This is a genomic window from Candidatus Azoamicus ciliaticola, from assembly GCF_902860225.1.
Taxonomy (GTDB): Bacteria; Pseudomonadota; Gammaproteobacteria; order UBA6186; family Azoamicaceae; genus Azoamicus; species Azoamicus ciliaticola.
This window is the reverse complement of sequence record NZ_LR794158.1, coordinates 175,320-201,173: the sequence shown is the minus strand read 5'-3', so window position 1 is coordinate 201,173 and position 25,854 is coordinate 175,320. Positions and strand designations below refer to the sequence as shown.

Genomic DNA, 25,854 nt, shown 5'->3' with positions numbered 1-25,854 from the left:
AATTCTATTTTTTTGGATGATATTTTGAAATTTAAAGATAGATTGAAAAAATTAATGGTGTATCTTTGAATATGATAGTTTGTTAGTACGTTTTAATGAAATTAATTCTTTATTAAGCAACAAAGATTATTCTTTTGAATCTTTTTTGGATTATGATAAGATTTTAATAGAAAAATCTATCTTATTAAAAAAAATAAGTAAGTGTGATTATTTTTTTAATGAACTTACTGATATTTTAGATTTTTATAATTTATGTAAATCCGATCAGGATTTAGATTTATTGAATAATTTGTTATTTAATTTTAAAAAAATAGAGAGTGAATTTTTAGATTTTGAAAAAGAAATTATTTTTATTTCAGATAGAGATCATATGGATGCATTTTTAGAAATTAATTCCGGGTCAGGTGGTGTGGATGCTCAAGATTGGTGTAGTATTTTATTAAAAATGTATACTTCTTGGGTTAATAAAAATGGTTTTTCATATATTATAGATGCTATATCATATGGTGATATTTCTGGTATAAAAAATGTTTCTATAAGAATTATTGGTAAATATGCTTTTGGATTTTTAAAAGGTGAAAGTGGCGTTCATAGATTAGTTAGAAAATCTCCGTTTGATTCTAATAATAAAAGACATACATCATTTTCTTCTGTGTTTGTTTATCCTATTTTAGAATGTGATTCTAGTGTGAAAATTTTTGATTGTGATCTTAAAATAGAAACTTTTAGGTCTAGTGGTGCTGGAGGACAACATGTTAATACAACTGATTCTGCTGTTAGAATGACACATTTACCAACAAAACTTGTGGTTCAATGTCAGTCTGAAAGATCTCAGCATAAAAATAAAGCACAAGCGCTTAAACAATTGCATTCTAAACTTAAAGAATATTATTTTTTAGAAGAAAAAAAAAATAAAGAAGCATGTGAAAAAAATAAGTTGTCTATATCTTGGGGTAATCAAATAAGGTCTTATTTTTTTGATAAATGTATTATTAAGGATTTAAGAACTAATTTGGAAATTTATAATGTTGATTTGGTTTTAAATGGATATTTAGATCCATTTATTTATTCTTTGTTTTATTTTAAATAGTTTTGTTTATGGAAGTAAAAAGTTTTTGTGAAAAAAAAAATATTTGTAATTATCCTAATAAAATAAAAAAACGTTTAATTATAAGTAAATTGTTTATTATTTTTTCTAGAAAAGAATTTGATGAAAAATTTTTAAATGAAAAAATTTTTTCTATTTGTGGTAGAGTTTTTAGAAAAAGAGTTATGGGTAAAGCTTCTTTTTTAGAGTTGAGAGATTTTTCTGGTAATATTCAACTATATTTAAGTTCTTATGTTTTACAATCTTATTATGAAATTATGTATAATTTAAATTTAGGCGATTTAATACATGTAGAGGGAAAATTATTTAGAACTCATAGTGGAGAAATTTCTATTAAAGTTTTGTTTTTCAATGTTTTATCTAAAAATTTTAAGTCGTTTCCTGATAAATGGGAAGGATTGGTTGATAAAGAACTTTGTTATAGATATAGATATTTAGATTTAATGGTTAATGATGAATCAAAGAAGAAATTTATTATTAGATCTAAGATTTTATATTTAATAAGACAATTTTTTTATAAACGTGATTATTTAGAAGTTGAAACTCCAATAATGCAAAGTATTATAGGAGGAGCTGATGCAAAACCATTTGAAACGTATCATAATTATTTGGGAAATAAATTATATTTAAGAGTTTCGCCTGAATTGTATTTAAAAAGATTGATAGTTGGAGGATTCGAAAAGGTTTTTGAAATAGGTAAAAGTTTTAGAAATGAAGGTATTTCCGTTAAACATAATCCAGAATTTACTATGATAGAGTTTTATCAAGCGTATTCTAATTATAAAGATTTAATCCTTTTAACTCAGAATTTATTTAAGTATGTGGCATTTTCTTTAACCGGAAAATTGTTTATTGAATATAACAATTTTTTAATAGATTTTTCTAAAAAATTTGATCAAATTAGTTTTTTTGATTCAATTGTTAAATATTCTGGTATTTCTTTAAAAGATTTAAATGATTTTAATTTTTTAATTGTTTTTTTTAAAGAAAAAAATATAGATTTCGATGAAAAATTTAGCATTAGTGATTTTCATGTTAAGTTGTTCGATGTTTTTGTTGAAAAAAATTTATTTTTTCCTACATTTATTTTATATTATCCTATAGAAATTTCTCCTTTAGCTAGATGCAAAGATGATAGCTCTTTATTAGTTGAGCGATTTGAATTATATATTTGTGGTAAAGAAATTGCAAATGGTTTTTCAGAGCTTAATGATCCTACAGATCAATCTAATAGATTTTTAAAGCAATTAGCATTAAATGATGATGTTAATTTAAAATATGATGCAGATTATATAAATTCTTTGATGTATGGATTACCACCTACAGCTGGGGAAGGCATAGGTATAGATAGATTAGTTATGTTATTTACTAATTCTTTATCTATTAAAGATGTTTTATTCTTCCCTTTAATGAGGCATAAATAAATTATGAATGAATTTGATAAAAAAGAATTTTCTTTGTTTTTTTTGAATTGTAGACGTGGAATGTTAGAATTGGATGTTATTTTATTAAATTTTTTAGACGTTAGATATTATGATTTAGATCTACAATTTAAAAAAAATTTTTATGATTTTTTGCTTGAATCTGACAATAATTTGTATTCTTGGTTAGTGAAAAAAAATCACACTAATACTTTAAAATTTTATAACGTAATTGAAAAAATTATTATTACCACAAATATGTTTGATTTTCATTGAAATGATTTGTGTTTATTAGCATTTTTTTTAAATTTTGTTTTTTGCTTTCAATAATTTCTTTTATTATTTTTAATTTTTTGTTATTTATTATTTTTAATTTTTTGTTATATTTTTTTTCAATTATTATTATACCGTTTTTATTTTTTGTAATGTCATTTTTTTTTATGTTAGTTAGTGTATAGTTTTTTTTACATTTTGCTGATGTGAAAACTATTTTTTCTTGTCCTATACTTTTTATATTTTTTTCCTTATTTTTAATAAGTTTTTTAATTTTGAACGTTTTGTATTTATTTATTAAATCTTTTTTGTATGTTTTTTTATTTAACTTTTGTTTAATTATATTTATTTTTTTTATTAAAAAATTTCCATGTTTAGTTAGTAGAGATATTGTTTTTTCGTTTTTATTTATTAATTTTAATATTTTTTCATTTATATCATTTTGATACACTAAAATATATTTATTTGTTTTATTATTTACATTTTCATATAGTATTTTATATATTGTGGCTATTTTATAGTTTTCTATATGTTTTTTTTCAAATGTTATAAAATCTTTTTTAATTTTTGTATTTTGTATTAATTTTTTTTTTGATATTAATTTGTATTTATTTTTTTCTAAATATGTGTATGTGTGTGGTAAATTATGTGTTTTAATATTTTCATTTTCATATTTTTTTTTTAATTTAGTTATTTTTGCATTTTCTGATAACGTTTTAATATGTTTTTGTAGTGTATTTTCACTTATTTTTTGTTTTTCTAAATATTTTTTGTATTTTTCTTCTGAAAAATTACCATTGTTTTGAAAAATTTTTGACTTTTTTATTAAATACACAAGTTCTTTTTTTTCACATGTAATGGCTGTTTTTTTAAATTTAATATTTGATGTTATATGTTCTATTAATTTTTTTTCTAGGATTGAATTTACATTTTCTATTTTTGTTAATGATGGGTATATGTTTTTTATTTTGTTTAATATATTTTCTATTTCGTTTTTTGTTATTATAAAAGAGTCTATTTTATTAATATTTTTTTTTTCTTTTTGAATTGGGTTCGTTATCGTTGTGATTGCTAGTGATAATGATAATAATGTTATTATTATCCATGTTGTTATGCTTTTTATATTCATTTTTGTTTTTTTTTTTTCGAAGCGGACGGGATTTGAACCCGTGATCTTCGGCGTGACAGGCCGATGTTCTAGCCAACTGAACTACCGCTCCATTTCTATTAATAATTGGGTACTGAGGGACTCGAACCCACGACCCTCGCCGTGTAAAGGCGGCGCTCTACCAACTGAGCTAAGCACCCATATATAAATTATATTTATATTTTTTTTTTGTCAATAATTATTTACTCAAAGTTGTTAAAAGTTTATTATTTTTATGTAATTCTGATATTATATCTGCTCCACCTATTAATTTTTCTTTGTGAAAAAGTTGTGGAAATGTTGGCCATTTTGAATATTTGGGTAAATTTTGTCTTATATCTTGATTTTCCAACACATCTACGTATGCGTAATTTATTTTTAATTCATTTAATATATGAATTGCTTGCGCCGAGAAACCACACATTGGATTTTCTGGTGTGCCTTTTATATAAATTATTGTTTTATTATTTTTAATTTGTTTTTCTATGGTTTGAATTATTTCTGACATACTATTTTGAATATAATTTTAATTTATTTTAAAAAAAAAAAATTTAAATATCAATTGCTTTTTTTAAAGTATTTATTGTATATTTATGTAAGTGTTATTTTTTTATTTTTTTTAAATGTCTGAAAGATTTTTTTTAACCTCTGCTTTACCTTATGCTAATGGTGCTCTACATATGGGGCATATTATGGAATTTATTCAGGTAGATATATTTTCTAGATATAATAAACTTGTTAATAATTTTTGTGTCTATGTTTCTGGCGATGATTGTCATGGCACGCCTATTATGCTTAAATCTATTAATGAAAAAATGTCTATTAATTTTTTATTAAATTTTTATAGATTATTACATTTAAAAGATCTGTATAATATTCGTATTGATTTTGATTGTTTTCATTATACACATTCTTATGAAAATGAATTTTTTTCTAGACGTTTTTTTAATATTTTGAAATTTAATGATTTTATATTTGAGTCTAATGTCCTACAATTGTACGATGATGAAAAGAAAATTTTTTTACCAGATAGATACGTTAAGGGTGTGTGTCCTAAGTGTTATTCTAGTGATCAGTTTGGTGATGTTTGTGAAAAGTGTAGTTTTAAATACGATGCTACAGATTTAATAGACCCAATTTCTATTTTAAGTGGATGTAAACCAAGTAAAATTTTTTCTAATCATTATTTTTTTAATTTAGAAAAATTTAGATTTTTTTTAGAAACTTGGATTTCAAAATTGTCTCAAAAAAATGTTGTAAATAAGTTATTAGAATGGTTTAATTCTGGATTGCTTGCCTGGAATATATCTCGTGATATACCATATTTTGGATTTAAAATTCCTTGTGATTATTATAAGTTTTTTTATGTTTGGCTTGATGCTCCAATTGGATATTTTTCTTCACTTTATAATTATTGTTTAAATAATAACTTACAATTTAATATTTTTTTATTGCCTGAATCAGAGTATAAATTTGTTCATTTTATAGGTAAAGATATTATATATTTTCATACTTTATTTTGGCCTGCTTTTTTAAATGGATGTTTTTTAAATATTCCGTCGGATGTTTTTGTTCATGGTTTTTTGACCATGAATGGTAAAAAAATGTCTAAGTCGTCTGGCACTTTATTTAATGTAGATGATTTTTTTAATTTTTATGAATCAGATTTCATTAGATATTATTTTGCTTCTAAATTAAATGATTCTTTTTTGGATGTTGATTTTAAAATTGAAGATTTTGTAGAAAAAATAAATTCTGATTTAATTTCTAAATTTGTTAATATAGGTAGTAGATGTATAAATATTGTATGTAATAATTTTAATTGTGAATTAGCTTTAGATATTTTGGATAAAAATATGTTTTTAGAGTTTTTAAGTTTTTGGCCAATTATTCAAGATTTGTATTCTAAAAGATTATATTCTAAGGTTATTTCTTTTATTATGAAATATGCCGATTTTATAAATATTTATTTAGATAGAGAAAAACCTTGGCTTTTATTAAAAGATTCTAGTACATTTTATAGAGCAAATGGTGTATGTACTACAGCGTTAAATTTATTTGTTATTTTGCTTTTTTATATTAAGCCAATCCTACCAGATTTGTTAGATAGATTTGCGTATATTTTAAATTTAAATGATATTAATTTTAATTTGATACAAAAACCTATTGTTAATTTTAGTATAAAGAAATATATCCACGTTTACAAAAAAATTGATATTTGTGATATTGTTAAATTTTCATGAATTATGTTTTTTTTATAAATAATAGATGTGTTTTTTGCAATAATTGTTTGGATTGTTGTCCTACACATACAATAAAAAAAAATATTAATGGATATTATTTAATTTTAGATTCTGGATGTGTTGATTGTTTTAAATGTTTTTATATTTGTCCTGTAAATGCTGTAGAATTTTATAAAGTTAAAAGTGATTTAAAAATTAATAAATATGTTTTTAAGGATAGATTGTGTATAAAAAAAACATTGTATAATAAAAATTATACCAGTTATTTTAGAAGTTAATAATTTTTATTTAGTTATTTTTTTTTATCGATAAAATTAAAATAATGATATCTGCATGTAGGAATATATATTTTTTTATTTAAATTTATTTGTTTACCTTGTGTTATTTTTTTACCAAATTTATTTATTCTTGCATTTGCTATGGCTTTTTTTCCGCATTTACATAAAGCTTCTATTTCAAAAATTTTATCTGATAAAGATATTAAATATTTACTTGCTGTAAATAATTTTAATTTAAAATCTGTTTTTAATCCATATGTTATAACATTGATTTTTAGTTTATCCACAATTGTGATGATTTCGTATATTTGTTTTTTTGTTAAGAATTGTACTTCATCTATAAATATGTATTTTGTCATATGTTTATATTTTTCTATGTATTTATATATATTTATTTTATTGTTTATTGGTATTGCTAAGTTTTTTAACCCTACCCTAGATCTTATACAATTTTTTTTATTTTTTAATGTTGATATAAATGTTAATGTATTTATATTTTTTTTAATGCAATTATAATTAAACTGTAGCAGTTGTGTTGTTTTTCCTGCATTCATAGTTGATGTGAAATAATATAATTTAGCCATATTTTCATTAATTTAATATGTTAAATAAAATATTGTGAATGTTTTCTTTAATTTTATTTTTAATGTTTGTTTTTTCGTTTAATTTTATTTCATAAATTTTTGTATTATTTAAATTTTCCATTATATATTCATCGCTTGTTTGTATTTTATCTATTAAATTTAATTTCAAAGCATCTATGCCATACCAATATTCACCGGTAGCTATTTCATCTATATTTATTTGTGATCTATTTTCTTTAACAAAATTTTTGAATAAAAAGTGTGTATTTTCCAATGATTCTATAAATTTTTTTCTGCCTATTTCTGTGTTTTCCCCTATCACACTTAAAGTTTTTTTGTATTTTCCTGATGTATGATATTCTATTTCTATATTATTTTTATTTAACATTTTATTTATATTTGGTATTATCCCTAATACACCTATAGATCCTATTATAGAAAAATGTGATGCTATTATTTTATTTGCAACGCATGCCATCATATATCCTCCACTTGCGGCTATAGTGTCTATAGATATGGTTAAATTTATGTTTTCATTTTTTAATCTTTTTAATTGAGTGGCAGCTAGTCCGTAGTTTGTTACTATACCACCGTTACTTGTTAATTTTATTAGTACTTCGTCAACATATTTTTTATTTAATATAAGTATAGATAGTATGTCTTTTAAATTATTTATATCACTAGCATTAATATCTCCATTGAAATTTAATATAAATAAATTTTTAGTTTTTATTATTTTTTCTTCTTTATTTATGTTTTTAATTATGTTTTTTTTCTCTGTTTTTTTTAATATTTCTGATAAAAACATTTTTTTTAATGTTATATATTTTTTATTTATATTTTTAATTTCAATGTATTTATTATCTTTGTTTTTTATTATAATTAAACAAGTTATTATTGTAAGCAATAATAATATTATTATTGTTATTATTTTTAAAAAAAAAATTGTATAGTCTGTCAATATATTTGCCATTTTAAATCCTATATTTTATTATTTTTTAATGTATATATTAATAATTTATATTTTTTACATACATATTTTATTTTATTTTATTTTTATTAGTGCTATAAAATATGCTATTTTTAAATATGTGTGTTGATTTTATTTTTTAAAGTTGTTATAAATTTTTGATTAATATTTGTATTATTATTATTATTATTATTATTATTAATATTTGTATTATTGTGATTTTTTTCATTTTATGCGTATTTTGTGTTTTTTAATTTTTATTTATTTTTGTTTTTTAAATTTATCTAATTTAAAAGTTGATGATTCTTTTAATAGAAGAATTTATGCTTTTAATAGAGGATTTGATAAATCATTTTTAAATCCTAATTTAACTATTTATATTAAGGTATGTCCATCTGTCTTAGATAAAGGTTTTGAAAATTTTTTTAAAACCATGTCTGAATTTAATAATGTTTGCTTTTTTTTAATTAAATCTAATTGTGATGACATTATAAATAGTTTCCATAGATTTTTTTTAAATTTTTATTTTGGATTTTTAGGATTTTTAGACGTTGCTATGTTTTATAATAAAAATTATATCAATTTTGATTTTCAGGCGTATTTATTTTCATTAGAAAATAAAGATATTATTTATATGATTACACCAATTATTGGCCCAAGTACATTGTATTTTAATTTTGGATTATTAATTTCGCATCTTGTTAATCCATTTTTTTATTTTTTTGATTGTGTGTTTTTTTATTATTTTTTTGAAGTTTTAAATAAGAAAAGTGTTGTTTTTTTTGATGTTAATTTTTTTCATTCTGTTATGTTAGATGGTTATACTTTTTTGAAAGATATATATATTCAAAATCTTGAGTCTGTTTTTAATCTTGATATTGATAGTTTGTTTATTGATCCACCTGATTAATTTAATGAGGTATAGATGTTTTTTGATGTTTTGAGGACTATTTTTGGTTCTAAAAATGATAGAACTTTAAAAAAATATAATAAAATATTATTTAAAGTTAATAATATAGGTCTTGATTTAGTTAATATGTCTGATTGTGATTTAAAAAATAATTTTTTTTCTTTAAAAAGTTCTTTTAAGCAAGTAGATGTATTTGAAGATATATTACCAATGGTTTACGCTATAGTTAGGGAAGTTTCGTTTAGAGTTTTGAAATTAAGGCATTTTGACGTACAAATTTTAGGCGGTATAGCAATTTATGATAATAAAATTATAGAAGTTGCAACAGGAGAAGGTAAAACATTAATAGCTACATTACCTGTATGTTTATTTTCCTTATTTGGAATGTCCATACATGTTGTTACTGTTAATGATTATTTGGCTAAGCGAGATGCTAATTGGATGAAACCAATTTATGATTTTTTAGGTGTTAGTGTAGATGTTTTGATTGCTGGCATGTCAGTTAATGACAAAAAAAATGCTTATAAATCTAATGTTGTTTATGGTACATGTAGTGAATTTGGGTTTGATTATTTAAAAGATAATATAGTTTTAAGTAAAGAAGATAAAGTACAAAACGATTTAACCTATGTTATAATTGATGAAGTTGATTCTATTTTAATTGATGAAGCTAGAACACCACTTATTATTTCTTTGCCAGATAAGTTTGATAGTAAAATTTATTTACATTTAAATAAAATAGCCAAGTTATTGTCTAATAATATTGATTTTTTGTTGGATGAAAAAAATAAGCAAGTTCAATTAACTGAAGAAGGGTTTATTAAATTAGAATTTTTTTTTAAAAAATTTGAATTATTAAGTAATGATTCTATTTTATATGAGATTTCTAATATAAATTTATTGCATGACATTAATTCTGCTTTAAAAGCTATTTATTTTTTAAAAAAAGATGTTGATTATTTAGTTAAAGATGATTTTATTTTGATAATAGATGAACATACGGGTAGAGTTATGGATGGCAGGCGATGGAGTGATGGGTTGCATCAAGCATTGGAAGCAAAAGAAAATGTATCTATAAGGAGTGAAAATCAAGTTTTAGCGTCTATAACTTTTCAAAATTATTTCAGATTATATGAATTTTTGTCTGGTATGACAGGAACTGCATATACAGAGGCGTCTGAATTTAACAATATATATGGATTAGAAGTTGTCGTTATACCTACTAATAAAAAATGCATTAGAGTAGATGAATCTGATTTAATTTTTTTAGAAAAAGATATTAAATTTAAAGCTGTTATAAATGATATAAAGAAAAGTCATTCTTTGGGTAACCCTGTTTTAGTTGGAACTATATCTATAGCCGCATCGGAATTTTTGTCAGATTTGTTAACTAAAATTAATATTAAGCATAATGTTTTAAATGCTAAAAATCATGAATTAGAATCACATATAGTCTCTGAAGCAGGTAGATTCGGTAGTGTTACAATTGCTACTAATATGGCTGGCAGAGGCACAGATATAGTTTTGGGTGGACATGTTTTATCTTTAAAGGGGTGTGATTCTTATGATGCTGTTGTTAAATTAGGCGGATTACGTGTTATAGGTACAGAACGTCATGAATCTAGGCGTATAGATAATCAGTTGAGAGGTAGGTGTGGCAGACAAGGGGATCCTGGTTCTTCACAATTTTATTTATCATTAGAAGATGATTTGGTTCGCATTTTTATTGGTGATAATTTTATTTCATTGATAAGCAAACTTAATATTGCTAAAGATGATGTTATAAGCCATAATTTAATTAGTAAATCTATAGAGAATGCACAAAAAAAAGTAGAAGCGCATAATTTTGAAATTAGAAAACAATTATTGGAATTTGATGACATTTTTAATGAGCAAAGAATTGTATTTTACAATTATAGAAATTTTATTATTTTAAATGATGATATTTCGATTATTTTAAATAGCTTATTTTTAGATGTTATTAACTTGTTTTGTGATAAGTTTTTTTCTTTAGATTTTTTTCAATTTGATGAGCTTGTTAAAAAGTTTAATTTGGAATTTGGATTAAATTTTAAATTTATTGAAAAATATAGTGAAAATTTAGATTTATTTAAATCTAATTTAGTTGATTATTTAAAAAAATGTTATTTTGATAAAAAGATGTTAATTGAGGATAAGATTTTTAATTTTTTTGAAAGAGTATTGTTTTTAAATGTTTTGGATGTTAAATGGAGAGAACATTTATTAAATTTAGATTATTTAAAAAAAGGAATTCATTTGCGTGGTTATGCTAATCAAGATCCTAAACAAGAATATAAAAAAGAATCTTTCTTGTTGTTTGAAGAAATGTTGAAATTAGCTAAGTATGAATTTACATTGCTTTTTTTAAAATTTCCAATTAATAATATTGTTGTTAATGATGAATTGAATTCTGGAGTAGATTTTAATAGTTTAAATTTTAATCATAATTCTGAAAATGGTATTATTGAAAAGAAAAAAATAAAAATTGGTAGAAATTCTTTATGTCATTGTAAATCTGGTAAAAAATATAAACATTGTCATGGTAAGGAGTTTTAGTTTTTTTATGTTTGATGATATTAATAAAGCTATTTTAATAGGGCGTTTAGGAGCAGACCCAGAATTAAGATATATTTCTGATGGTGTCCCTGTTATTTCATTTAGTATTGCTACATCAATTTCTAAAAAAGATTTAAAAACAGGATATTTTTCAAAAAAAACCGAATGGTATAAAGCTGTTTTATATGGTAATTTTGCTGAATCTGCTAAAGATTATTTAAAAAAAGGACATAAGGTTTATATAGAAGGTTCTTTTAGAACAGTTAAGACTAAATCTAAAGAATATGTTGAAATAAATGTTTCCATTCTTAGATTATTAACGTTTGAAACTAAAGTTGAAAAAACTGATAATAATATTTATCAAAATGATATAAATAATAAAGATAATATACCTTTTTAATTTTATGATTAATTTTAATTTGTTAAAATATAATAAAGATTTTGTTATTAAAAATTTTACCAAAAGAGGTTTTGATTTTGATTATAATTTATTTTTTAGTTATTACTATAGAATTAGAGTTTTAAGAACGGAAGTTTATTTGTTACAACGTGAGCATAATTTTATGTCTTATTTAGTTAGTAATTATAAAGATTATTTTTTATTTTTTAGTTTTTTAATTATAAAAATTAAAAAATTAAAAAATATTATCTTTGACAAGAGTGCTAAATTAAAAGTTCTTGATGATGATTTTAATTTATTTTTATCTAACATTCCTAATTTATTACATAATTCAGTACCAATTGGAAAATCGGCTTCAGATAATTTAGAAGTTAGAACTTTTTTAAATGATAATTTTTTATTTAATAAAGATTTGTTTAAAGATTTTGAATCTAATAAATCGTTTTTGGATTTTGATTTGGCCGCCAATATTTCTGGGTCCGGTTTTGTTATTTTGAAAAATGATCTTGCTGAGTTGCATAGAGCAATAGGAAATTATATGTTAGATAAACATATATTTTTACATGGTTATAAAGAGATTTATTCTCCTGTTATAGTAAATGGTAAGTCTATGTATTGTTCTGGACATTTTCCTAAATTTCATGATGATCAATTTAATATTTTAGATTCTGATTTATGGCTTATTCCTACAGCAGAAGTCGTTTTAACAAACTTGGTTTGTAATTCTTATATTAATCACTGTGATTTGCCTTTAAAATTTGTTTCTAAAACATTGTGTTTTAGAAAAGAAAAAGGTAATTATGGATATCTTGTTAAAGGAATAATTAGGCAACATCAATTTGATAAAGTTGAGCTAGTTAATATTGTTGATCCAAATAAGTCTTATGATGCTTTGGATGAACTTGTTTTTCATGCTGAAAGTATATTGCAGGATTTAAATTTGTCTTATAGAGTTTTATCTTTGTGTGGTTCAGATATTGGGTTTACTTCTTCTAAAACATATGATTTAGAAGTTTGGATGCCAAAAAGAAAAATATATTTAGAAGTTTCTTCTTGTAGTAATACTGAAACTTTTCAGTCAAGAAGATTGAATGTAAAATTTATTTTAAAAAATAGAAATTTTTTACCGCATATTTTAAATGGTTCTGGGTTAGCTATTGGTAGAATTTTATTAGCAATTATAGAAAATTATTCTGATTCTTTTGGTAATATTGTTATACCATCTGTTTTAATAAAATATATGAATGGGAAGAAAAATATTAGTTATTAATTTTTGTTATTGCTAGTGCTATTATTATATTTTTTTCGTGAGAGATGCTGGTGTAGATCTTAATATTTTTTTTTTTAATAATAGGTTTGCCTAGTTTCGTATGTTTTATTTTTATTTTTTTAAATGAAAAATTTTTTATGAACCCCGTCCCTAATGATTTTATAAAAGCTTCTTTTAATGAAAATAATTTAGCTATATTTGTTATTTTTTTTTTAGAATTTTTGCATTGATTAATTTCTATATTATTTAGTATTTTTTTTTCAAAAAAATAACCATATTTATTATTTATATTTGTTATTCTTTTTTTTTCTAAAATATCTATTCCTATACCTATTATCATTTTTTATTAACGTTTATTGTTATTTTTATATTTTCTATGTATTTTAATTTTTTAATTAATTTGTTTTTTATATCTGCTATTATTTCATTTATTTTTTTACCATTTTTACCTATTATTATTTTTTTGTGGCTTTGTTTTTTTACTAGTAGCTCTAATATAGTTGTTTTAATATTCTTATTTATTTTGGTATTTAAAATATTTATTTTGGTTGTGTAAGGTATTTCTTTTTCCAATTTATTTAATAATGTTTCGCGTATTGTTTCTGATATAAATGTGTTTAAATTTTTTATTTTTTTATTTTTTTTATTTATATTTACATTTATTATTTTATTTATTTCTGTTATGTTTATGTTTTTTTTGTTTGAGATTGGTATTATTTCTTGTATTGTTTTATATTTTTTTTTAATTTTTTCTATAAATGGTATTAGATATAATTTATTTTTAAATTTATCTATTTTATTAATTAATAAGAATTTTTCTTTTTTTATTTTTTTTGTTAATTCGAGAATAAAAAAATCTTCTGAATTTAAGAAAATTTTATCAATAATTATTAATAATTTAGTTGATTGATTTATTGATTCATAAATTAATTTATTTATATTTTTATCATCATTTTTTATTATTGGGCCTGGGGTATCAATTATAGTTATATTTTTATTTATTTTATTCGTTATACACTGTATAGTAGTATTTTTTTTAGGTGTTGTTATGCTTATTTTTTCTTTGGATAAATTATTTATAAGCGTAGATTTTCCTACATTTGTTTTTCCAAGTATTAATATTGTATTTTTTTTCATTTTATTTTTTTAATTATTCTATCTTTTCTTATTATATAATTATCTAGATCAATGCTACCCCATATTATGATCGCTTTGCCTATTAAATCTTTTTCGTTTACAAAGCCCCAAGCTCTGCTATCTTCACTATTATCTCTGTTATCTCCCATAACAAAAAATGAATTTTTAGGAATTTCTATTTCTATGTCAGTATTATAATTTTCTATATTTTCGTATTTTTGTATGTTATATTCTTTTTGAGGCGTTAAAAATTCTTTATATATAACTGTTTCAATTATAAACATTTTATCTATATCTATATTTTTTGATAACTTTTTGTTTTTAATTTTTATGTTATTAATTTTTAATTTTTTATTCTTATATTCTAGTTTATCACCTTCTATTCCTATTATTCTTTTTATATATTTTTTTTTATTTTTATGAATAAATACTATTATATCACCTTTTTGAGGTTTATTTATATTTAATATTTTTTTATTAATTATAGGTATTTTAATCCCATAACAAAATTTATTTACTAAAATAAAATCACCCGGCAATAATGTTGGGATCATTGACCCTGATGGTATTCTGAATGGTTCAATAATAAAAGATCGTATTATTAATATGGTGATAATTATTAGTATTATATTTTTATGTTTAATCAATTTTTTAATCATATTATTTTTTACTTATATCTAGCATAGCAAAAAATGCATTTTGTGGAATTTCTATGTTTCCAAATTTTTTCATTCTTTTTTTGCCTAATTTTTGTTTTTCTATTAACTTTTTCTTTCTTGATATGTCTCCACCATAACATTTAGCTATAACATTTTTTTTAAGCCCCTTGATTGTTGTTCTAGCTATTATTTTTTTGTCTATTGCTGCTTGTATTTTTATATCAAATAAATGTTTAGGAATAGTTTTTGATAATTTTTCTATCAAGTTTTTTCCAACTGTAAGCGATGTTGTTTTATGTGTTATAAATTCTAATATGTCTATTTTTTTATCATTTAAAAGTATGTTAATTTTTACCAAATCTGATTTTTTATATATTATTTCTGTATAATCCATAGACGAAAATCCATTTGTTAATGTTTGTAATTTGCTAAAAAAAATAAATATTATTTCTGATAATGGTAGTTCGCATTCTATTGATACAGTATCAGTTAAATATGTTGTATTTATTTTTTCACATCTATTTTCTTTACATAGTTCTAAAACTTTCTTTGTATATTGTAGTGGGGTTATTATTGTTGTTAAAGCTATTGGTTCATATATATCTTTTATGAAATTATTATCTGGCATATCTGAAGGATTGTTTATGTATTTTTCTGAATTATTTTTTAATGTTATTTTATATGTTACATTTGGGGGTGTTATTATTATTTTTAGTTCGTATTCTCTTTCTAATCTTTCTTGTATAATTTCTAGATGCAATAATCCTAAAAAACCGCATTTAAATCCGATGCCAAATATTGATGACTTTTGGATTTCGTATTCTAATGATGAATCATTTAGAGCTAATTTTGATAATGATGTTTTTAAATTTTCTAAATCTTCTGACTCTGTTGGGTATATACTTGCATATACTCTTGAATGTATTTTGTTAATTTTTTTTAATTTAATTTCTGACGGGTTTATAGCCGATGTTATTGTGTCACCAATGATTATGTTATTAGGGTTTTTGCAATTTATATTTACAAAACCTATTTCTCCAGCTATTAATTCATTTTTATTTTCTTTTTCTGGAGTAAATATGCCTAATTCTGTAATTTTATATGAAGCTAGATTTGATAAAGTTATTATTTTTTCATCTTTTTTAATTTTACCATTTTTTATTTTTATTAAACATGTTATTCCAGAATAATTATTGAACCAAGAATCAATTATTAAAGCTTGTAGTTTTTCTTCATTATTTTCTTTTGTAGAATATGCATATGTTATTAATTTTTCAATTAATTTTTTTACTCCAGTTCCAGTTTTTGCGCTTATTTCTATTATGTCATCTTCTTCTATTTTTAATAGATTAATTATATTTTGTTTTTGTTTTTTAATATCTACTTTTGCTATATCTATTTTATTTAATGCTATTATTATAGATATTTTTTCATTTATAGCTTTTTTATAATTAGATATTGTTTGAGCTTCTATTCCTTGATTAACATCTATAAGTAATATAGCACATTCACATGCTGCTAAAGCTCTGGATACTTCATAGCCAAAATCAGTATGACCTGGTGTATCTATTAAATTTAATATGTATTCTTTTTCATTTATTTTATATTTTAGTGTAGCACATTGAGATTTTATTGTTATACCTCTTTCTCTTTCTAGTTCCATTGTATCGAGGCTTTGATTTTTTAAACTGTTTATTTTTAATTCTTTTGTTATTTCTATTATTCTATCGGCTAACGTCGATTTCCCGTGATTTATATGCGCTATTATAGAAAAATTTATTATGTTTTTCATATTATTCTTATTTGTTCTTGAAGATTTTTTATATATGTTATATGTGAGTTTAATTCCTGTTTATTTGCTTTTAATATTTCTATATTTTCGTTTAAAGTAAGATCATTAACAATGTTAGATTTTTTATTTTCATAATTTTCTTCATTTTCTGTCATAGCTAAATAAACTTTTGCTAATAATTCTGCGTCTAGTAAAGCACCATGTATTTTTCTTTCTGATAAGCTTATATTGTATCGCATGCATAATGCATCTAAATTATTTTTTTTCCCTGGGTGTAATTTTCTTGCTAATTCTAACGTATCAAAAATTTTAAAATTATGTTTAATGTTTTTAATATCGTGGTTTATTATTTTAAATTCATTATTTATAAAATTTATATCAAATGGAGCGTTGTGTATTATTATTTCATCAGCATCTTTTATGAAATTTAAAAAAATATTTACCACGTTTTTAAACAACGGTTTATCTTTTAAAAATAAATCGGTAAGTCCTGTTATTTTTTTAGCATCATTATCTATTAATCTCTCAGGATTTATATATGCTTGAAACGTATTTTTTGTTATTTTTCTATCTATTATTTCTACACATCCTATTTCTATTATTCTGTGTCCTTGATAGTAAAATAATCCTGTTGTTTCTGTGTCTAAAGATATTTGTCTCATTTTTTTTAATTAAATTTTTTCTATTATTTTATACAAAATAAAATTTTTTTGTAATTATTTTTTTTTATTTGACATTATTTTTTTTACTTTGCATAATTTATTTTGTGTTGGGGTGTAGCCAAGTTGGTAAGGCACAGGGTTTTGATCCCTGCAATACCCAGGTTCGAGTCCTGGCACCCTAGTTTTTTTATTATTAATGGGGTTTTTAATGGATATTGTTGCTGAAATAAGAACTGATGTTGGAAGAAATTGTAATTCTAAATTAAGAAAAAAATTAAAAGTGCCTGCAGTTATTTATTTTTCAGGGTTATCTATTCCTATATTTTTTGATGAGTTTTATTCTACAGATATTATAAGCAATTTTAATCGTGGTAAAAATTTTTTTGATATTTTAATTGGCGATAAAAAATATTCTGTTATTTTAAAAGATTTTTATAACCATCCGTATAAAAATTGTATATTGCATTTTGATTTTCAAAAAGTTGAATTAAATGATGTCATTAATACTAAGGTATTTTTTAAGTTTATTGGAGAAAAAACATCCATTGGCATTAAACATGGTGGTTTTTTAATTAAGCATAAGTTATCACTTGATATTAAATGTGTTAGATCTAAGATGCCAAATTTTATAGAAGTTGATGTTACTGATTTAGGCGTTAACAAGTCTGTGTTTTTATCTGATTTATTTATACCTGATTTTATAAATATTCCTTTATTAAATCGTTTCAAAGGTAGAGTTTTAATAGCAAGTATATTAGGACCTAGAGCAGCAGAACAGAAAGTACTAGAAAAGAAAGTACTAGAAAAGAAAGTACTAGAAACAAAAACAAATAAATGAAGAGAATATTTTTAATAATGTCTTTAAATAATGATGCATCTACATATCATTTTACTAGACATAACATTGGTTCTTGGTGGATTAGATATTTTTGTTATTTGAATAATGTGTCTTTGGTTAAAGATAATAGGTTTTTAATTTATTTTTCTAAAGTTAATTTTTTAAATACAGAGTTATTTTTGATTGAGCCATTTAATTATATTAATTTTTCTGGAAATATTTTATATAATTTTTTATTGTGCAATTCTATACAATATTGTTCTATATTAATTGTTCATGATGATTTAGATTTGAATGTTGGTGATATTAGGTTAAAATCTTTTAGTACTACATCAAGTCATAACGGAGTAAATAGTGTTATTTCATTTTTAAAGTCATCTGATTTTTTTAGACTAAGAATAGGTATAGGTAATAACTTTGCTATTTCGAAAAAAACATATGTTTTATCTGAACCTAGTTATAAAGAAAAGTGCGACATTCTTTTTTCTATAAAGTGTAGTCTTTTTTGTATTGATGATATTTTAAACTTGAATTTTTCTAGTTTTAGAAATAATTTTCTTTTTTTATTTAATTCTGGAGGATTACGTGTCTAAATGTTGTTTTGTTACAGGCAAAAAAGTTTCTTTTGGAAATAATGTTTCTAATTCTAATAGAAAAATTAGAAGAAAATTTTTGCCTAATTTACATAAGCATAGATTTTGGTCTTATGAAAAAGGTTGTTTTATTAAAATAAATCTTTCAAAAAAAGGATTGAGATTTATAAATAAAATTGGAATTGATAATTTTATTAAAAATAATAAAGTTTAATTTTAGGTGTTTTTATGGCAAAAAAAAATAAAATAGTAAAAGTTAGATTAGTTTCAACTAAGTCTAGTCATTTTTACACTACTACTAAGAGCACAAAAATGATTGGCGGCCCAAAAAAAGATGGTAAGCTTTCCGGATTAAAAAAATATGATCCAGTTATAAGAAAACACGTTGAATATGTTGAAAAAAAAATTAGTAAGTAAGTTGTTTTTATTTTTTGTATCTTTTTTATTTTTATTTTGTTCAATTTCTTTTGCTAACGTAGATATTAAGCAAGGTGATGATATAACTAATGAATTTTTATCTAAAATTTATATTGGCATTAGTAAAAATGATGTATTAAAAAATTTTGGCACGCCAGTTTTATTACCAAATTTCGAAGAAGATTGTTTTTGTTATTATTTTTATAGTTTATCTGTAGATAAATCTAGTTGTATAAAATATAGCTATGTTTTAATGTTTTTTGATAAATCTTTGTTAATTTCTTATTATTTTAAAATATAACTTGCATGATTATAGTAACAGATTTAAATAAAAGGATATCTTATAATTATTTTGTTAAATATAAGCATGAAGCAGGCATAGTTCTGTTTGGTTGGGAAGTTAAGTGTATTAGAATTAGTGGTATTAATTTAGTTGGATCTTTTGTTTCTATTAATAATGTTTTAGATGTATTTTTAATTGGGGCTTTTATTAATTCAAATAATTTTGTTTTTAATTATTCTAATATTGATTCTTTAAGAAATAGAAATTTATTATTAAAAAAAAAAGAAATTTTGCATTTGTATAGCGCTTTAAAAATTAAAGGCTATACATTAATACCTTCTAAAGCCTATTGGAAGGGATCTTTTTTAAAAATTGAAATATCATTATGTTTTGGAAAAAAACTTTATGATAAAAGACAAATTTTAAAAACTAGAGAACTTCATAATAATTTAAATGATGGGTTTATAAATTAAGTAGATCTTTTTTAATTTGATTAATATATTTATTTATTTTCAGTATTATTTGTGTTATATTTTTTATCAAGAATTCTATATCTTTTGGTTTTAATAAAATTACACATAATAATAGTATTATCGCTAATTCAGCCATAACTTTTTATTTTTCTTCTTCGTCTTTTTTATTTTCTATTTTCTTTTTATCATCATCTATTTGTTGTAGTCCTCTTCTGAAACTTTTAAAAGCATGACCTAGATCTTCTCCTATATTTCTTAATTTTTTTGTGCCAAATAATACTATTATTATTAAAAATATTAATAGCAATGACATTGGACTTATACTACCGAATCCCATAATATCTCCTTGTAATTATTTCTTTATTTTACTATATTTGAAAAAAAAAATTAATACATATTGTCGAAATTGTTTTATAATAGTATTATCTATTAAATTTTTTCTTTACAGGCATGTTTTATGAGCAGGTTTTTTTATGTGGTTTCTTTATTTTACTTTTTTAATTTTGTTTTTGCAAATAATGAGGAATTTGTTTGTGAAAATATTTCTTATGCTAGAGCTGTAGAAAAAGCTGTTCATGCTGTTGTAAGCATACAAACAGTGCAGGAAATACAGTATACTCCTCATCCGTCTTTTGATGATCCGGTTTTTAAGTTTTTTTTTGGAGAAATACCTCAGGATAATTATGAGAATAAAAGCAATCCATTAAACAAACATTTTCAACAGGGGTTAGGATCTGGAGTTATTGTTGATAAGCTTGGTTATATCTTGACTAATAATCATGTTATAAAAGATTCTAATTCAATATCTGTTAAATTGTATAATGGTTCTTCTAGTGCTGTTGAACTTGTTGGCAGTGATACTAGAACGGATTTAGCTATTTTGAAAATAAAGAAAAAAGAATTGTTAAATAATTTACCTGTTATATCTTTGGGAAATTCTGATATTCTTAGAGTTGGAGATGTTGTTCTAGCTATAGGCAATCCTTTTGGTTTTGATAATACAGTTACGCAAGGAATAGTTAGTGGATTAGGTTCTGTTAGCGCAAGATCAAATGAACAACAAGTGTCTTTTGGTGGTTGGTTAGATAATTTAATACAAACAGATGCTGCTATAAACCCTGGAAATTCTGGTGGAGCACTTATAGATGTTCATGGAAATTTAGTTGGGATTAATTTAGCTATAATTTCTAGATCTGGAGGAAGTCAAGGAATTGGGTTCGCAATACCTATAAATTTAGCAAAAGACATTATGGAACAATTAATAAAAACTGGTCATATAGTTAGGGGTTGGATAGGTGCGCAATTGCAGGATATTAGCAATGAACTTAAATCTCGCTTAGGATATAGTGAAGATTATGGTGTTTATGTTCAAGGAGTTATAAGAAATAGCCCAGCGCAGAAAGCTGGTATTTTACCAGGTGATATTATAGTTAAAATAAATAATATTGATGTTAAATCTGTTAGTGAAGCTGTTAAGCTAGTTGGTTCTTTGCAACCAAATAAGAATTATTCTATAGAAGTTTTTAGAAAATTTAAGTTTTATTCTTTTTCCGTTTTAATAAGTCAAGTTCCTAAAGACCAATAATTTTTAAATATTTTTTTAATTGATATTTTTTTAATTTATTATTATATTATATTTAAATTTTTTTTGGACAATTTTATGAAAAATTTTATTGGTAAAAAGTTTATAGATTTTACTATTCCTGCTGTTATGGCTAATGGATCTATAAATAAAAATTTTAATTTTTATAAAGAAACTGAAAATAAAAATATTTTGATATTTTTTTATCCTATGGATTTTACTTTTGTTTGCCCTTCTGAACTAATAGCTATTAATAATAGAATAAATGATTTTAAATCAAGAAATGTGGAAGTTTTAGGTATATCTGTAGACTCTTGTTATTCACATAATGCTTGGATAAAGACATCTTTAGAAAATGGTGGATTGGGTGGAAGTTTAAATTATGTTTTGCTTTCTGATATAAAAAAAGATATTAGTAGTTATTTGGGGATACTAGATGATATTAGTGGTGTATCATATAGAGCTTCTTTTGTTTTAGATGTATTTAAGACTGTAAGAGTTCAACATATCAATGATTTTCCTATAGGTAGAAATATTGATGAATACGTTAGATTGTTTGATGCCATTTCTTTTTATAATGAATATGGAAATGTTTGTCAAGCTGGATGGGTTAGTGGTAGTTCTGGAATTAAGCCATCTTCTGATGGAATTGGTAGTTTTTTAAAATCTAATTATAAAAATTTATAAACTGAGAGAGTAATATGAGAATACTTTATTTAATTTTTAGTTTTGTTTTGTTTTTTTCATTTTCTTTGTCTGCAGAATCTGGTTCTGGTAAAGACATTTTTGATAGATATTGTACTGTATGTCATTCTCCTGGTATGGCTTCTATGTTTGGGGCTCCAGCAGCACAAGATTTAAGCGCTTGGAACGAAAGAAAAAAACTTGCCTATGATAGAGCAGTGGAAAAAAATAGTATAGTGGCTGATAAACCAAAGGATTGGAATAGTATAAATGAATTGCTTGAAACAGCAAAATCAGGAACGGATAAAGGTATGCCACCAAAAGGTACTTGTAGTGATTGCACAGATGAAAATTTAGTTTCTGTTATTGAATTTATGAGTTCTTCTGAGTAATTTTAATGACATTGATAATTTTTTGTTATTATGTTACAATGAGTCGTTATTAATTTTTTTATAGAATTAAAATGTTATCAAAATCTGATTCATTAAAAATATTTACAGTTGTAACGGTTACTGCTGTGATAGTATTTTTATTTTTGAGTTATGACACTTTAAAAAAAATACCTGATCAAACAAATGAGCAGAATATAACTGAAAGTGTTATAAGAGGTAAAAATATATGGGAAAGTAATAATTGTATGGGATGCCATACAATTTTTGGAGAAGGAGCTTATTACGCACCAGAGTTAACAAAAGTTTATGTTAGACGTAGCGAAGAATTTATTAAAATATTTTTAAAAGATCCTTTAGCTATGTATCCAGGTAAAAGAAAAATGGTTAAATATGATTTTTCTGATGGAGAAATAGATGATTTAATTGCATTTTTAAAGTGGTGTAGTGAGGTTGATTTGAATGGATTCCCTGCAGAACCATATTTGAAAAAACATATTCAACCCGTTGTTTCTGGTAATTTAGCATCAGATATTGCTAAACCAGTTATTTTTGATAAGTTATGTTTAACTTGTCATATTTTAAATGGTAAGGGTAACAGGATAGAACCTGCACCTAATTTAGATGGTATTGGAAATATTCGAGATAAGGCTTTTTTTGAAAAATGGTTGCGTGATCCTAATGCCGTTAAAAAGGGATCGTTAATGCCTAAATTTCCATTATCTGAGTCTACAATTTTAGAATTATCAGAATTTTTATCAAAACAAAAATAATTAGTGGTGTTTTATGAAGTTTAAATCTCAGCAGATAGCATATTATTTTTTTGCTACTTCATTGCTTTTATTAGTTCTACAGTTAGTGTATGGATTAATAATGGCTACAGCTCATTTAGGATATGATGTTTTACATGAAATAATTCCTTTTAATGTTGCCAGAGCTACTCATAACAATTTGCTTGTTGTTTGGTTATTAAGCGGGTTTATGGGCGCAGCTTATTATATCATTCCTGAAGAAGTAGATATGGAATTAGTTTCTTTGCCCTTAGCAGTTGTTCAGTATGTTGCGTTAGTAGTTGTTGGTGTTGTTGCTATAATTGGATTTCATTTAAATTGGTGGGAAGGAAGAAAATTTTTAGAAATACCACGAGCTTTAGATTATTTAGTCGTTATTGATGTTTTGTTGTTTTTGGGTTTAATTGGATTGACTCTTTTAAGGGCAAAAAAAAGAACTACCACAAGTTTAATTTTATTCTTTGGTTTGTTTGCAGCTGCACTTTTGTATTTGCCTGGTATGATTGACACAACAAATCAAACAAATGATTCTTTTTGGAGATGGTGGGTAGTTCATTTGTGGGTTGAAGGTGTTTGGGAATTAATTTTAGGGGCTATGTTAGCTTTTTTATTAATAAAATTAACCGGTGTTGATAGAGAAATTTTAGAGAAATGGTTGTATATAATAATAGGATTAACATTTTTAAGTGGAGTTTTGGGTACAGGACATCATTATTATTGGATTGGTACACCTCAATATTGGTTATTTGTTGGTGGTTTTTTTAGCGCTTTAGAACCTCTTGCTTTTTTAGGTATGACTTTTTACGCATACTATGTTTATAGTAATAGAGTTATAGAACATCCAAATAAAATTGCTTTAACTTGGACTTTAGGATGTGCTGCTATGGCTTTTTTTGGTGCTGGTTTCTTAGGTATGGTTCACACATTACCTGGAATAAATATATATACGCACGGAACGTTTGTAACTGCTATGCATGGACACATGGCTTTTTGGGGTGCTTACGCTATGATAGTTTTTGCTATGATAACTTATACATTACCAATAATTACTAATAGCAAAGCTGTATATTCTCATAAGCTCTCTAAATATGCATTTTGGGCTGCTAATACAGGTATGATTGGTATGGTTTTGTGTTTTGGTGTAATTGGTATTTTGCAAGTTTATTTGGAGCGTATGTTAGATTTAGATTTTTTTGTAGTTAGAGATGAGTTGAAATTTTATTTTGGTTGTTTAATATTTTTTGCTTCATTTTTTATAACCGGTATTTTGTCATTTGTTTTTGTTTTTATAAAATCTGGTTTGCCTAAAGTTGCTAAATTCTCATAATTTTTAAGGTTTATTTATGAAGAAAATTTTTATTTTAATTTTTAGTGTATTTTTTTATTTTAGCTTTTTCAATGTTTCTTTTAGTAAAGATTTGGTACGTATAGATGCAATTACTACTTTTGCACCAGATGTACCTCCTCCTATAAAAAGAAATTATCCTGCTAATGTTGTTGTTAAATTCGAAACAATTGAATTAACTAAAGAATTAGATGATGGTGTAAGATATCATTTTTGGACTTTTGATGGTTCTGTTCCAGGTAAATTTATTAGGGTTAGACAAGATGATATAGTTGAATTTACTTTACATAATAATAAGAATAGTAAAGTACCTCATAATATAGATTTACACTCAGTTACCGGTCCTGGTGGTGGCGCTGCTGTTTCTAATACTTCTCCTGGTCGTACTTCTGTTTTTTCTTTTAAAGCTTTAAATCCAGGCCTGTATATATATCATTGCGCAACACCTCCAGTTCCTTTACATATTGCTAATGGAATGTATGGATTAATGTTAGTTGAACCTTATAAAGGTTTATCTAAAGCTGATAAAGAATTTTATATAGTTCAATCTGAGTTTTATACAGATAATCTTTTCGGTCAAAAAGGACTTCATGGATTTAGTCAAGAAAGAGCTGTAATGGAGTTTCCTGAATATGTTGTTTTTAATGGTAGAGTTGGCTCTCTTGTTGATAATAAAGCGTTGGTTGCAAATGTTGGAGATTATGTAAGAATATTTTTTGGCAATGGTGGTCCTAATTTAGTTTCTTCTTTTCATGTAATTGGACTTATTTTTGATAAAGTTTATACTGAAGCTGGAAGTGTACCTAATTTAAATGTTCAAACTACTTTAGTTCCTGCTGGTGGAGCAACTATGGTTGAATTTGGATTAAAAGTTCCTGGCAATTATGTTTTAGTAGATCATTCTATTTTCAGAGCATTTAATAAAGGTGCTGTTGGAATATTGAAGGTTATTGGTAAGGAAAATAAGGAAATTTATTCTGATAAGGGTAAATTCTAGAAATGTTATGAACTCCATATGTAAATTTTTA

At 23.5% G+C, this 25,854-nt stretch carries 29 protein-coding genes, 3 tRNA genes and 2 pseudogenes; 22 read left to right on the top strand and 12 right to left on the bottom strand.

Annotation, left to right across the window (positions count from 1 at the left end; genetic code table 11):
- Positions 1-97 precede the first annotated feature (97 nt).
- The 3 genes and pseudogenes from prfB to ESZ_RS01265 all read left to right on the top strand — a co-directional run.
- A pseudogene (gene prfB / locus ESZ_RS01275) lies at positions 98-1,090 on the top strand (peptide chain release factor 2); the annotation flags it as partial.
- Positions 1,091-1,098: 8 nt separating this feature from the next.
- On the top strand, positions 1,099-2,532 hold the full coding sequence (gene lysS, locus ESZ_RS01270) for a lysine--tRNA ligase (RefSeq protein ID WP_176604975.1): 1,434 nt from the start codon (positions 1,099-1,101) through the stop codon (positions 2,530-2,532).
- Between the two features lie 3 nt (positions 2,533-2,535).
- Positions 2,536-2,805, top strand: a complete 270-nt coding sequence (locus ESZ_RS01265; protein ID WP_176604974.1) for an FAD assembly factor SdhE — start codon at positions 2,536-2,538, stop codon at positions 2,803-2,805.
- Here ESZ_RS01265 and ESZ_RS01260 read toward each other — a convergent pair.
- From ESZ_RS01260 to grxD, 4 genes are all read right to left on the bottom strand, one after another.
- Positions 2,777-3,931: a SurA N-terminal domain-containing protein gene (locus ESZ_RS01260; protein ID WP_176604973.1), complete on the bottom strand. Its 1,155-nt coding sequence runs from the start codon at positions 3,929-3,931 to the stop codon at positions 2,777-2,779. The two genes, ESZ_RS01265 and ESZ_RS01260, sit on opposite strands and share 29 nt — an antisense overlap.
- A gap of 17 nt (positions 3,932-3,948) precedes the next feature.
- Positions 3,949-4,022 (bottom strand) — tRNA-Asp (locus ESZ_RS01255).
- 15 nt (positions 4,023-4,037) lie between these two features.
- Positions 4,038-4,110 (bottom strand) — tRNA-Val (locus ESZ_RS01250).
- Between the two features lie 38 nt (positions 4,111-4,148).
- Entirely contained in the window at positions 4,149-4,457 is a 309-nt protein-coding gene (gene grxD / locus ESZ_RS01245; protein ID WP_176604972.1) for a Grx4 family monothiol glutaredoxin, read from the bottom strand.
- A 115-nt stretch (positions 4,458-4,572) separates the two neighbouring features.
- Between grxD and metG the strand changes: the two genes are divergently transcribed.
- Both metG and ESZ_RS01235 read left to right on the top strand, forming a co-directional pair.
- Complete coding sequence (gene metG, locus ESZ_RS01240) at positions 4,573-6,192, top strand: methionine--tRNA ligase (RefSeq protein WP_176604971.1); 1,620 nt, start codon at positions 4,573-4,575, stop codon at positions 6,190-6,192.
- On the top strand, positions 6,189-6,470 hold the full coding sequence (locus ESZ_RS01235) for an ATP-binding protein (protein WP_176604970.1): 282 nt from the start codon (positions 6,189-6,191) through the stop codon (positions 6,468-6,470). The genes metG and ESZ_RS01235 overlap by 4 nt, the downstream gene beginning before the upstream one ends.
- 14 nt (positions 6,471-6,484) lie before the next feature.
- Here ESZ_RS01235 and ESZ_RS01230 read toward each other — a convergent pair whose 3' ends face one another.
- Together ESZ_RS01230 and sohB are read right to left on the bottom strand one after the other, a co-directional pair.
- On the bottom strand, positions 6,485-7,054 hold the full coding sequence (locus ESZ_RS01230; protein WP_176604969.1) for a thymidine kinase: 570 nt from the start codon (positions 7,052-7,054) through the stop codon (positions 6,485-6,487).
- 7 nt (positions 7,055-7,061) lie between these two features.
- Positions 7,062-8,027: a protease SohB gene (gene sohB / locus ESZ_RS01225; RefSeq protein WP_176604968.1), complete on the bottom strand. Its 966-nt coding sequence runs from the start codon at positions 8,025-8,027 to the stop codon at positions 7,062-7,064.
- Positions 8,028-8,256: 229 nt separating this feature from the next.
- Between sohB and ESZ_RS01220 the strand changes: the two genes are divergently transcribed.
- From ESZ_RS01220 to serS, 4 genes are read left to right on the top strand one after another with little or no spacing between them, the layout of a single operon-like run.
- Positions 8,257-8,934 (top strand): MlaA family lipoprotein, encoded by a 678-nt coding sequence (locus ESZ_RS01220; RefSeq protein ID WP_176604967.1) that lies wholly within the window; start codon positions 8,257-8,259, stop codon positions 8,932-8,934.
- A 15-nt stretch (positions 8,935-8,949) separates the two neighbouring features.
- Complete coding sequence (gene secA / locus ESZ_RS01215; RefSeq protein ID WP_176604966.1) at positions 8,950-11,511, top strand: preprotein translocase subunit SecA; 2,562 nt, start codon at positions 8,950-8,952, stop codon at positions 11,509-11,511.
- Positions 11,512-11,518: 7 nt separating this feature from the next.
- Complete coding sequence (locus ESZ_RS01210) at positions 11,519-11,911, top strand: single-stranded DNA-binding protein (RefSeq protein WP_176604965.1); 393 nt, start codon at positions 11,519-11,521, stop codon at positions 11,909-11,911.
- Positions 11,912-11,915: 4 nt separating this feature from the next.
- Positions 11,916-13,181 carry a serine--tRNA ligase gene (gene serS, locus ESZ_RS01205; protein WP_176604964.1) on the top strand — a complete coding sequence of 422 codons (1,266 nt, stop codon included), beginning with the start codon at positions 11,916-11,918 and terminating at the stop codon, positions 13,179-13,181.
- Here serS and acpS read toward each other — a convergent pair.
- From acpS to dnaQ, 5 genes are read right to left on the bottom strand one after another with little or no spacing between them, the layout of a single operon-like run.
- Complete coding sequence (gene acpS / locus ESZ_RS01200; protein WP_176604963.1) at positions 13,171-13,521, bottom strand: holo-ACP synthase; 351 nt, start codon at positions 13,519-13,521, stop codon at positions 13,171-13,173. The genes serS and acpS overlap by 11 nt on opposite strands.
- Complete coding sequence (locus ESZ_RS01195) at positions 13,518-14,318, bottom strand: GTPase (RefSeq protein ID WP_176604962.1); 801 nt, start codon at positions 14,316-14,318, stop codon at positions 13,518-13,520. Before ESZ_RS01195 ends, acpS begins: the two co-directional genes overlap by 4 nt.
- Positions 14,315-14,977, bottom strand: a complete 663-nt coding sequence (gene lepB / locus ESZ_RS01190) for a signal peptidase I (protein WP_176604961.1) — start codon at positions 14,975-14,977, stop codon at positions 14,315-14,317. Before lepB ends, ESZ_RS01195 begins: the two co-directional genes overlap by 4 nt.
- Before the next feature lies 1 nt (position 14,978).
- Positions 14,979-16,769 (bottom strand): translation elongation factor 4, encoded by a 1,791-nt coding sequence (gene lepA, locus ESZ_RS01185; RefSeq protein ID WP_176604960.1) that lies wholly within the window; start codon positions 16,767-16,769, stop codon positions 14,979-14,981.
- Positions 16,766-17,431, bottom strand: a complete 666-nt coding sequence (gene dnaQ / locus ESZ_RS01180; protein WP_176604959.1) for a DNA polymerase III subunit epsilon — start codon at positions 17,429-17,431, stop codon at positions 16,766-16,768. Before dnaQ ends, lepA begins: the two co-directional genes overlap by 4 nt.
- Before the next feature lie 108 nt (positions 17,432-17,539).
- Between dnaQ and ESZ_RS01175 the strand changes: the two genes are divergently transcribed.
- From ESZ_RS01175 to smpB, 7 genes are all read left to right on the top strand, one after another.
- A tRNA-Gln gene (locus tag ESZ_RS01175) sits at positions 17,540-17,613 on the top strand.
- A gap of 26 nt (positions 17,614-17,639) precedes the next feature.
- Positions 17,640-18,269, top strand: coding sequence for a 50S ribosomal protein L25 (locus ESZ_RS01170; RefSeq protein ID WP_176604958.1), 630 nt, complete (start codon positions 17,640-17,642; stop codon positions 18,267-18,269).
- Positions 18,266-18,862, top strand: a complete 597-nt coding sequence (pth, locus tag ESZ_RS01165) for an aminoacyl-tRNA hydrolase (protein ID WP_176604957.1) — start codon at positions 18,266-18,268, stop codon at positions 18,860-18,862. The genes ESZ_RS01170 and pth overlap by 4 nt, the downstream gene beginning before the upstream one ends.
- Positions 18,855-19,076 carry a 50S ribosomal protein L28 gene (gene rpmB, locus ESZ_RS01160; RefSeq protein ID WP_176604956.1) on the top strand — a complete coding sequence of 74 codons (222 nt, stop codon included), beginning with the start codon at positions 18,855-18,857 and terminating at the stop codon, positions 19,074-19,076. Before pth ends, rpmB begins: the two co-directional genes overlap by 8 nt.
- A 14-nt stretch (positions 19,077-19,090) precedes the next feature.
- Positions 19,091-19,279, top strand: a complete 189-nt coding sequence (gene rpmG, locus ESZ_RS01155) for a 50S ribosomal protein L33 (RefSeq protein ID WP_176604955.1) — start codon at positions 19,091-19,093, stop codon at positions 19,277-19,279.
- On the top strand, positions 19,254-19,580 hold the full coding sequence (bamE, locus tag ESZ_RS01150) for an outer membrane protein assembly factor BamE domain-containing protein (RefSeq protein ID WP_176604954.1): 327 nt from the start codon (positions 19,254-19,256) through the stop codon (positions 19,578-19,580). Before rpmG ends, bamE begins: the two co-directional genes overlap by 26 nt.
- 5 nt (positions 19,581-19,585) lie before the next feature.
- Positions 19,586-20,035 (top strand): SsrA-binding protein SmpB, encoded by a 450-nt coding sequence (smpB, locus tag ESZ_RS01145; protein WP_176604953.1) that lies wholly within the window; start codon positions 19,586-19,588, stop codon positions 20,033-20,035.
- A gap of 142 nt (positions 20,036-20,177) precedes the next feature.
- Here smpB and tatA read toward each other — a convergent pair whose 3' ends face one another.
- Entirely contained in the window at positions 20,178-20,372 is a 195-nt protein-coding gene (gene tatA / locus ESZ_RS01140) for a twin-arginine translocase TatA/TatE family subunit (RefSeq protein WP_176604952.1), read from the bottom strand.
- Between the two features lie 138 nt (positions 20,373-20,510).
- On the opposite strand from tatA, the gene ESZ_RS01135 reads away from it, so the two are divergent.
- From ESZ_RS01135 to nirK, 6 genes and pseudogenes are all read left to right on the top strand, one after another.
- Positions 20,511-21,620, top strand: a complete 1,110-nt coding sequence (locus ESZ_RS01135) for a S1C family serine protease (RefSeq protein WP_176604951.1) — start codon at positions 20,511-20,513, stop codon at positions 21,618-21,620.
- Between the two features lie 75 nt (positions 21,621-21,695).
- The gene (locus tag ESZ_RS01130) at positions 21,696-22,304 is read left to right on the top strand and encodes a peroxiredoxin (protein ID WP_176604950.1); all 609 of its coding nucleotides are present in this window, start codon (positions 21,696-21,698) and stop codon (positions 22,302-22,304) included.
- A gap of 14 nt (positions 22,305-22,318) precedes the next feature.
- Positions 22,319-22,693: a c-type cytochrome gene (locus ESZ_RS01125; protein ID WP_176604949.1), complete on the top strand. Its 375-nt coding sequence runs from the start codon at positions 22,319-22,321 to the stop codon at positions 22,691-22,693.
- A gap of 71 nt (positions 22,694-22,764) precedes the next feature.
- Positions 22,765-23,463 (top strand): c-type cytochrome, encoded by a 699-nt coding sequence (locus tag ESZ_RS01120; protein WP_176604948.1) that lies wholly within the window; start codon positions 22,765-22,767, stop codon positions 23,461-23,463.
- Positions 23,464-23,476: 13 nt separating this feature from the next.
- On the top strand, positions 23,477-24,808 hold the full coding sequence (locus tag ESZ_RS01115; protein WP_176604947.1) for a cbb3-type cytochrome c oxidase subunit I: 1,332 nt from the start codon (positions 23,477-23,479) through the stop codon (positions 24,806-24,808).
- Between the two features lie 16 nt (positions 24,809-24,824).
- Positions 24,825-25,811, top strand: a pseudogene (gene nirK / locus ESZ_RS01110) (copper-containing nitrite reductase); the annotation flags it as partial.
- Positions 25,812-25,854 lie beyond the last annotated feature (43 nt).

Coding starts and splice junctions, on each gene's coding strand:
- lysS (WP_176604975.1), top strand. CDS start 1,099: ATGGAAGTAAAAAGTTTTTGTGAAAAAAAAAATATTTGTAATTATCCT.
- ESZ_RS01265 (WP_176604974.1), top strand. CDS start 2,536: ATGAATGAATTTGATAAAAAAGAATTTTCTTTGTTTTTTTTGAATTGT.
- ESZ_RS01260 (WP_176604973.1), bottom strand. CDS start 3,931: ATGAATATAAAAAGCATAACAACATGGATAATAATAACATTATTATCA.
- grxD (WP_176604972.1), bottom strand. CDS start 4,457: ATGTCAGAAATAATTCAAACCATAGAAAAACAAATTAAAAATAATAAA.
- metG (WP_176604971.1), top strand. CDS start 4,573: ATGTCTGAAAGATTTTTTTTAACCTCTGCTTTACCTTATGCTAATGGT.
- ESZ_RS01235 (WP_176604970.1), top strand. CDS start 6,189: ATGAATTATGTTTTTTTTATAAATAATAGATGTGTTTTTTGCAATAAT.
- ESZ_RS01230 (WP_176604969.1), bottom strand. CDS start 7,054: ATGGCTAAATTATATTATTTCACATCAACTATGAATGCAGGAAAAACA.
- sohB (WP_176604968.1), bottom strand. CDS start 8,027: ATGGCAAATATATTGACAGACTATACAATTTTTTTTTTAAAAATAATA.
- ESZ_RS01220 (WP_176604967.1), top strand. CDS start 8,257: ATGCGTATTTTGTGTTTTTTAATTTTTATTTATTTTTGTTTTTTAAAT.
- secA (WP_176604966.1), top strand. CDS start 8,950: ATGTTTTTTGATGTTTTGAGGACTATTTTTGGTTCTAAAAATGATAGA.
- ESZ_RS01210 (WP_176604965.1), top strand. CDS start 11,519: ATGTTTGATGATATTAATAAAGCTATTTTAATAGGGCGTTTAGGAGCA.
- serS (WP_176604964.1), top strand. CDS start 11,916: ATGATTAATTTTAATTTGTTAAAATATAATAAAGATTTTGTTATTAAA.
- acpS (WP_176604963.1), bottom strand. CDS start 13,521: ATGATAATAGGTATAGGAATAGATATTTTAGAAAAAAAAAGAATAACA.
- ESZ_RS01195 (WP_176604962.1), bottom strand. CDS start 14,318: ATGAAAAAAAATACAATATTAATACTTGGAAAAACAAATGTAGGAAAA.
- lepB (WP_176604961.1), bottom strand. CDS start 14,977: ATGATTAAAAAATTGATTAAACATAAAAATATAATACTAATAATTATC.
- lepA (WP_176604960.1), bottom strand. CDS start 16,769: ATGAAAAACATAATAAATTTTTCTATAATAGCGCATATAAATCACGGG.
- dnaQ (WP_176604959.1), bottom strand. CDS start 17,431: ATGAGACAAATATCTTTAGACACAGAAACAACAGGATTATTTTACTAT.
- ESZ_RS01170 (WP_176604958.1), top strand. CDS start 17,640: ATGGATATTGTTGCTGAAATAAGAACTGATGTTGGAAGAAATTGTAAT.
- pth (WP_176604957.1), top strand. CDS start 18,266: ATGAAGAGAATATTTTTAATAATGTCTTTAAATAATGATGCATCTACA.
- rpmG (WP_176604955.1), top strand. CDS start 19,091: ATGGCAAAAAAAAATAAAATAGTAAAAGTTAGATTAGTTTCAACTAAG.
- bamE (WP_176604954.1), top strand. CDS start 19,254: ATGTTGAAAAAAAAATTAGTAAGTAAGTTGTTTTTATTTTTTGTATCT.
- smpB (WP_176604953.1), top strand. CDS start 19,586: ATGATTATAGTAACAGATTTAAATAAAAGGATATCTTATAATTATTTT.
- tatA (WP_176604952.1), bottom strand. CDS start 20,372: ATGGGATTCGGTAGTATAAGTCCAATGTCATTGCTATTAATATTTTTA.
- ESZ_RS01130 (WP_176604950.1), top strand. CDS start 21,696: ATGAAAAATTTTATTGGTAAAAAGTTTATAGATTTTACTATTCCTGCT.
- ESZ_RS01125 (WP_176604949.1), top strand. CDS start 22,319: ATGAGAATACTTTATTTAATTTTTAGTTTTGTTTTGTTTTTTTCATTT.
- ESZ_RS01120 (WP_176604948.1), top strand. CDS start 22,765: ATGTTATCAAAATCTGATTCATTAAAAATATTTACAGTTGTAACGGTT.
- ESZ_RS01115 (WP_176604947.1), top strand. CDS start 23,477: ATGAAGTTTAAATCTCAGCAGATAGCATATTATTTTTTTGCTACTTCA.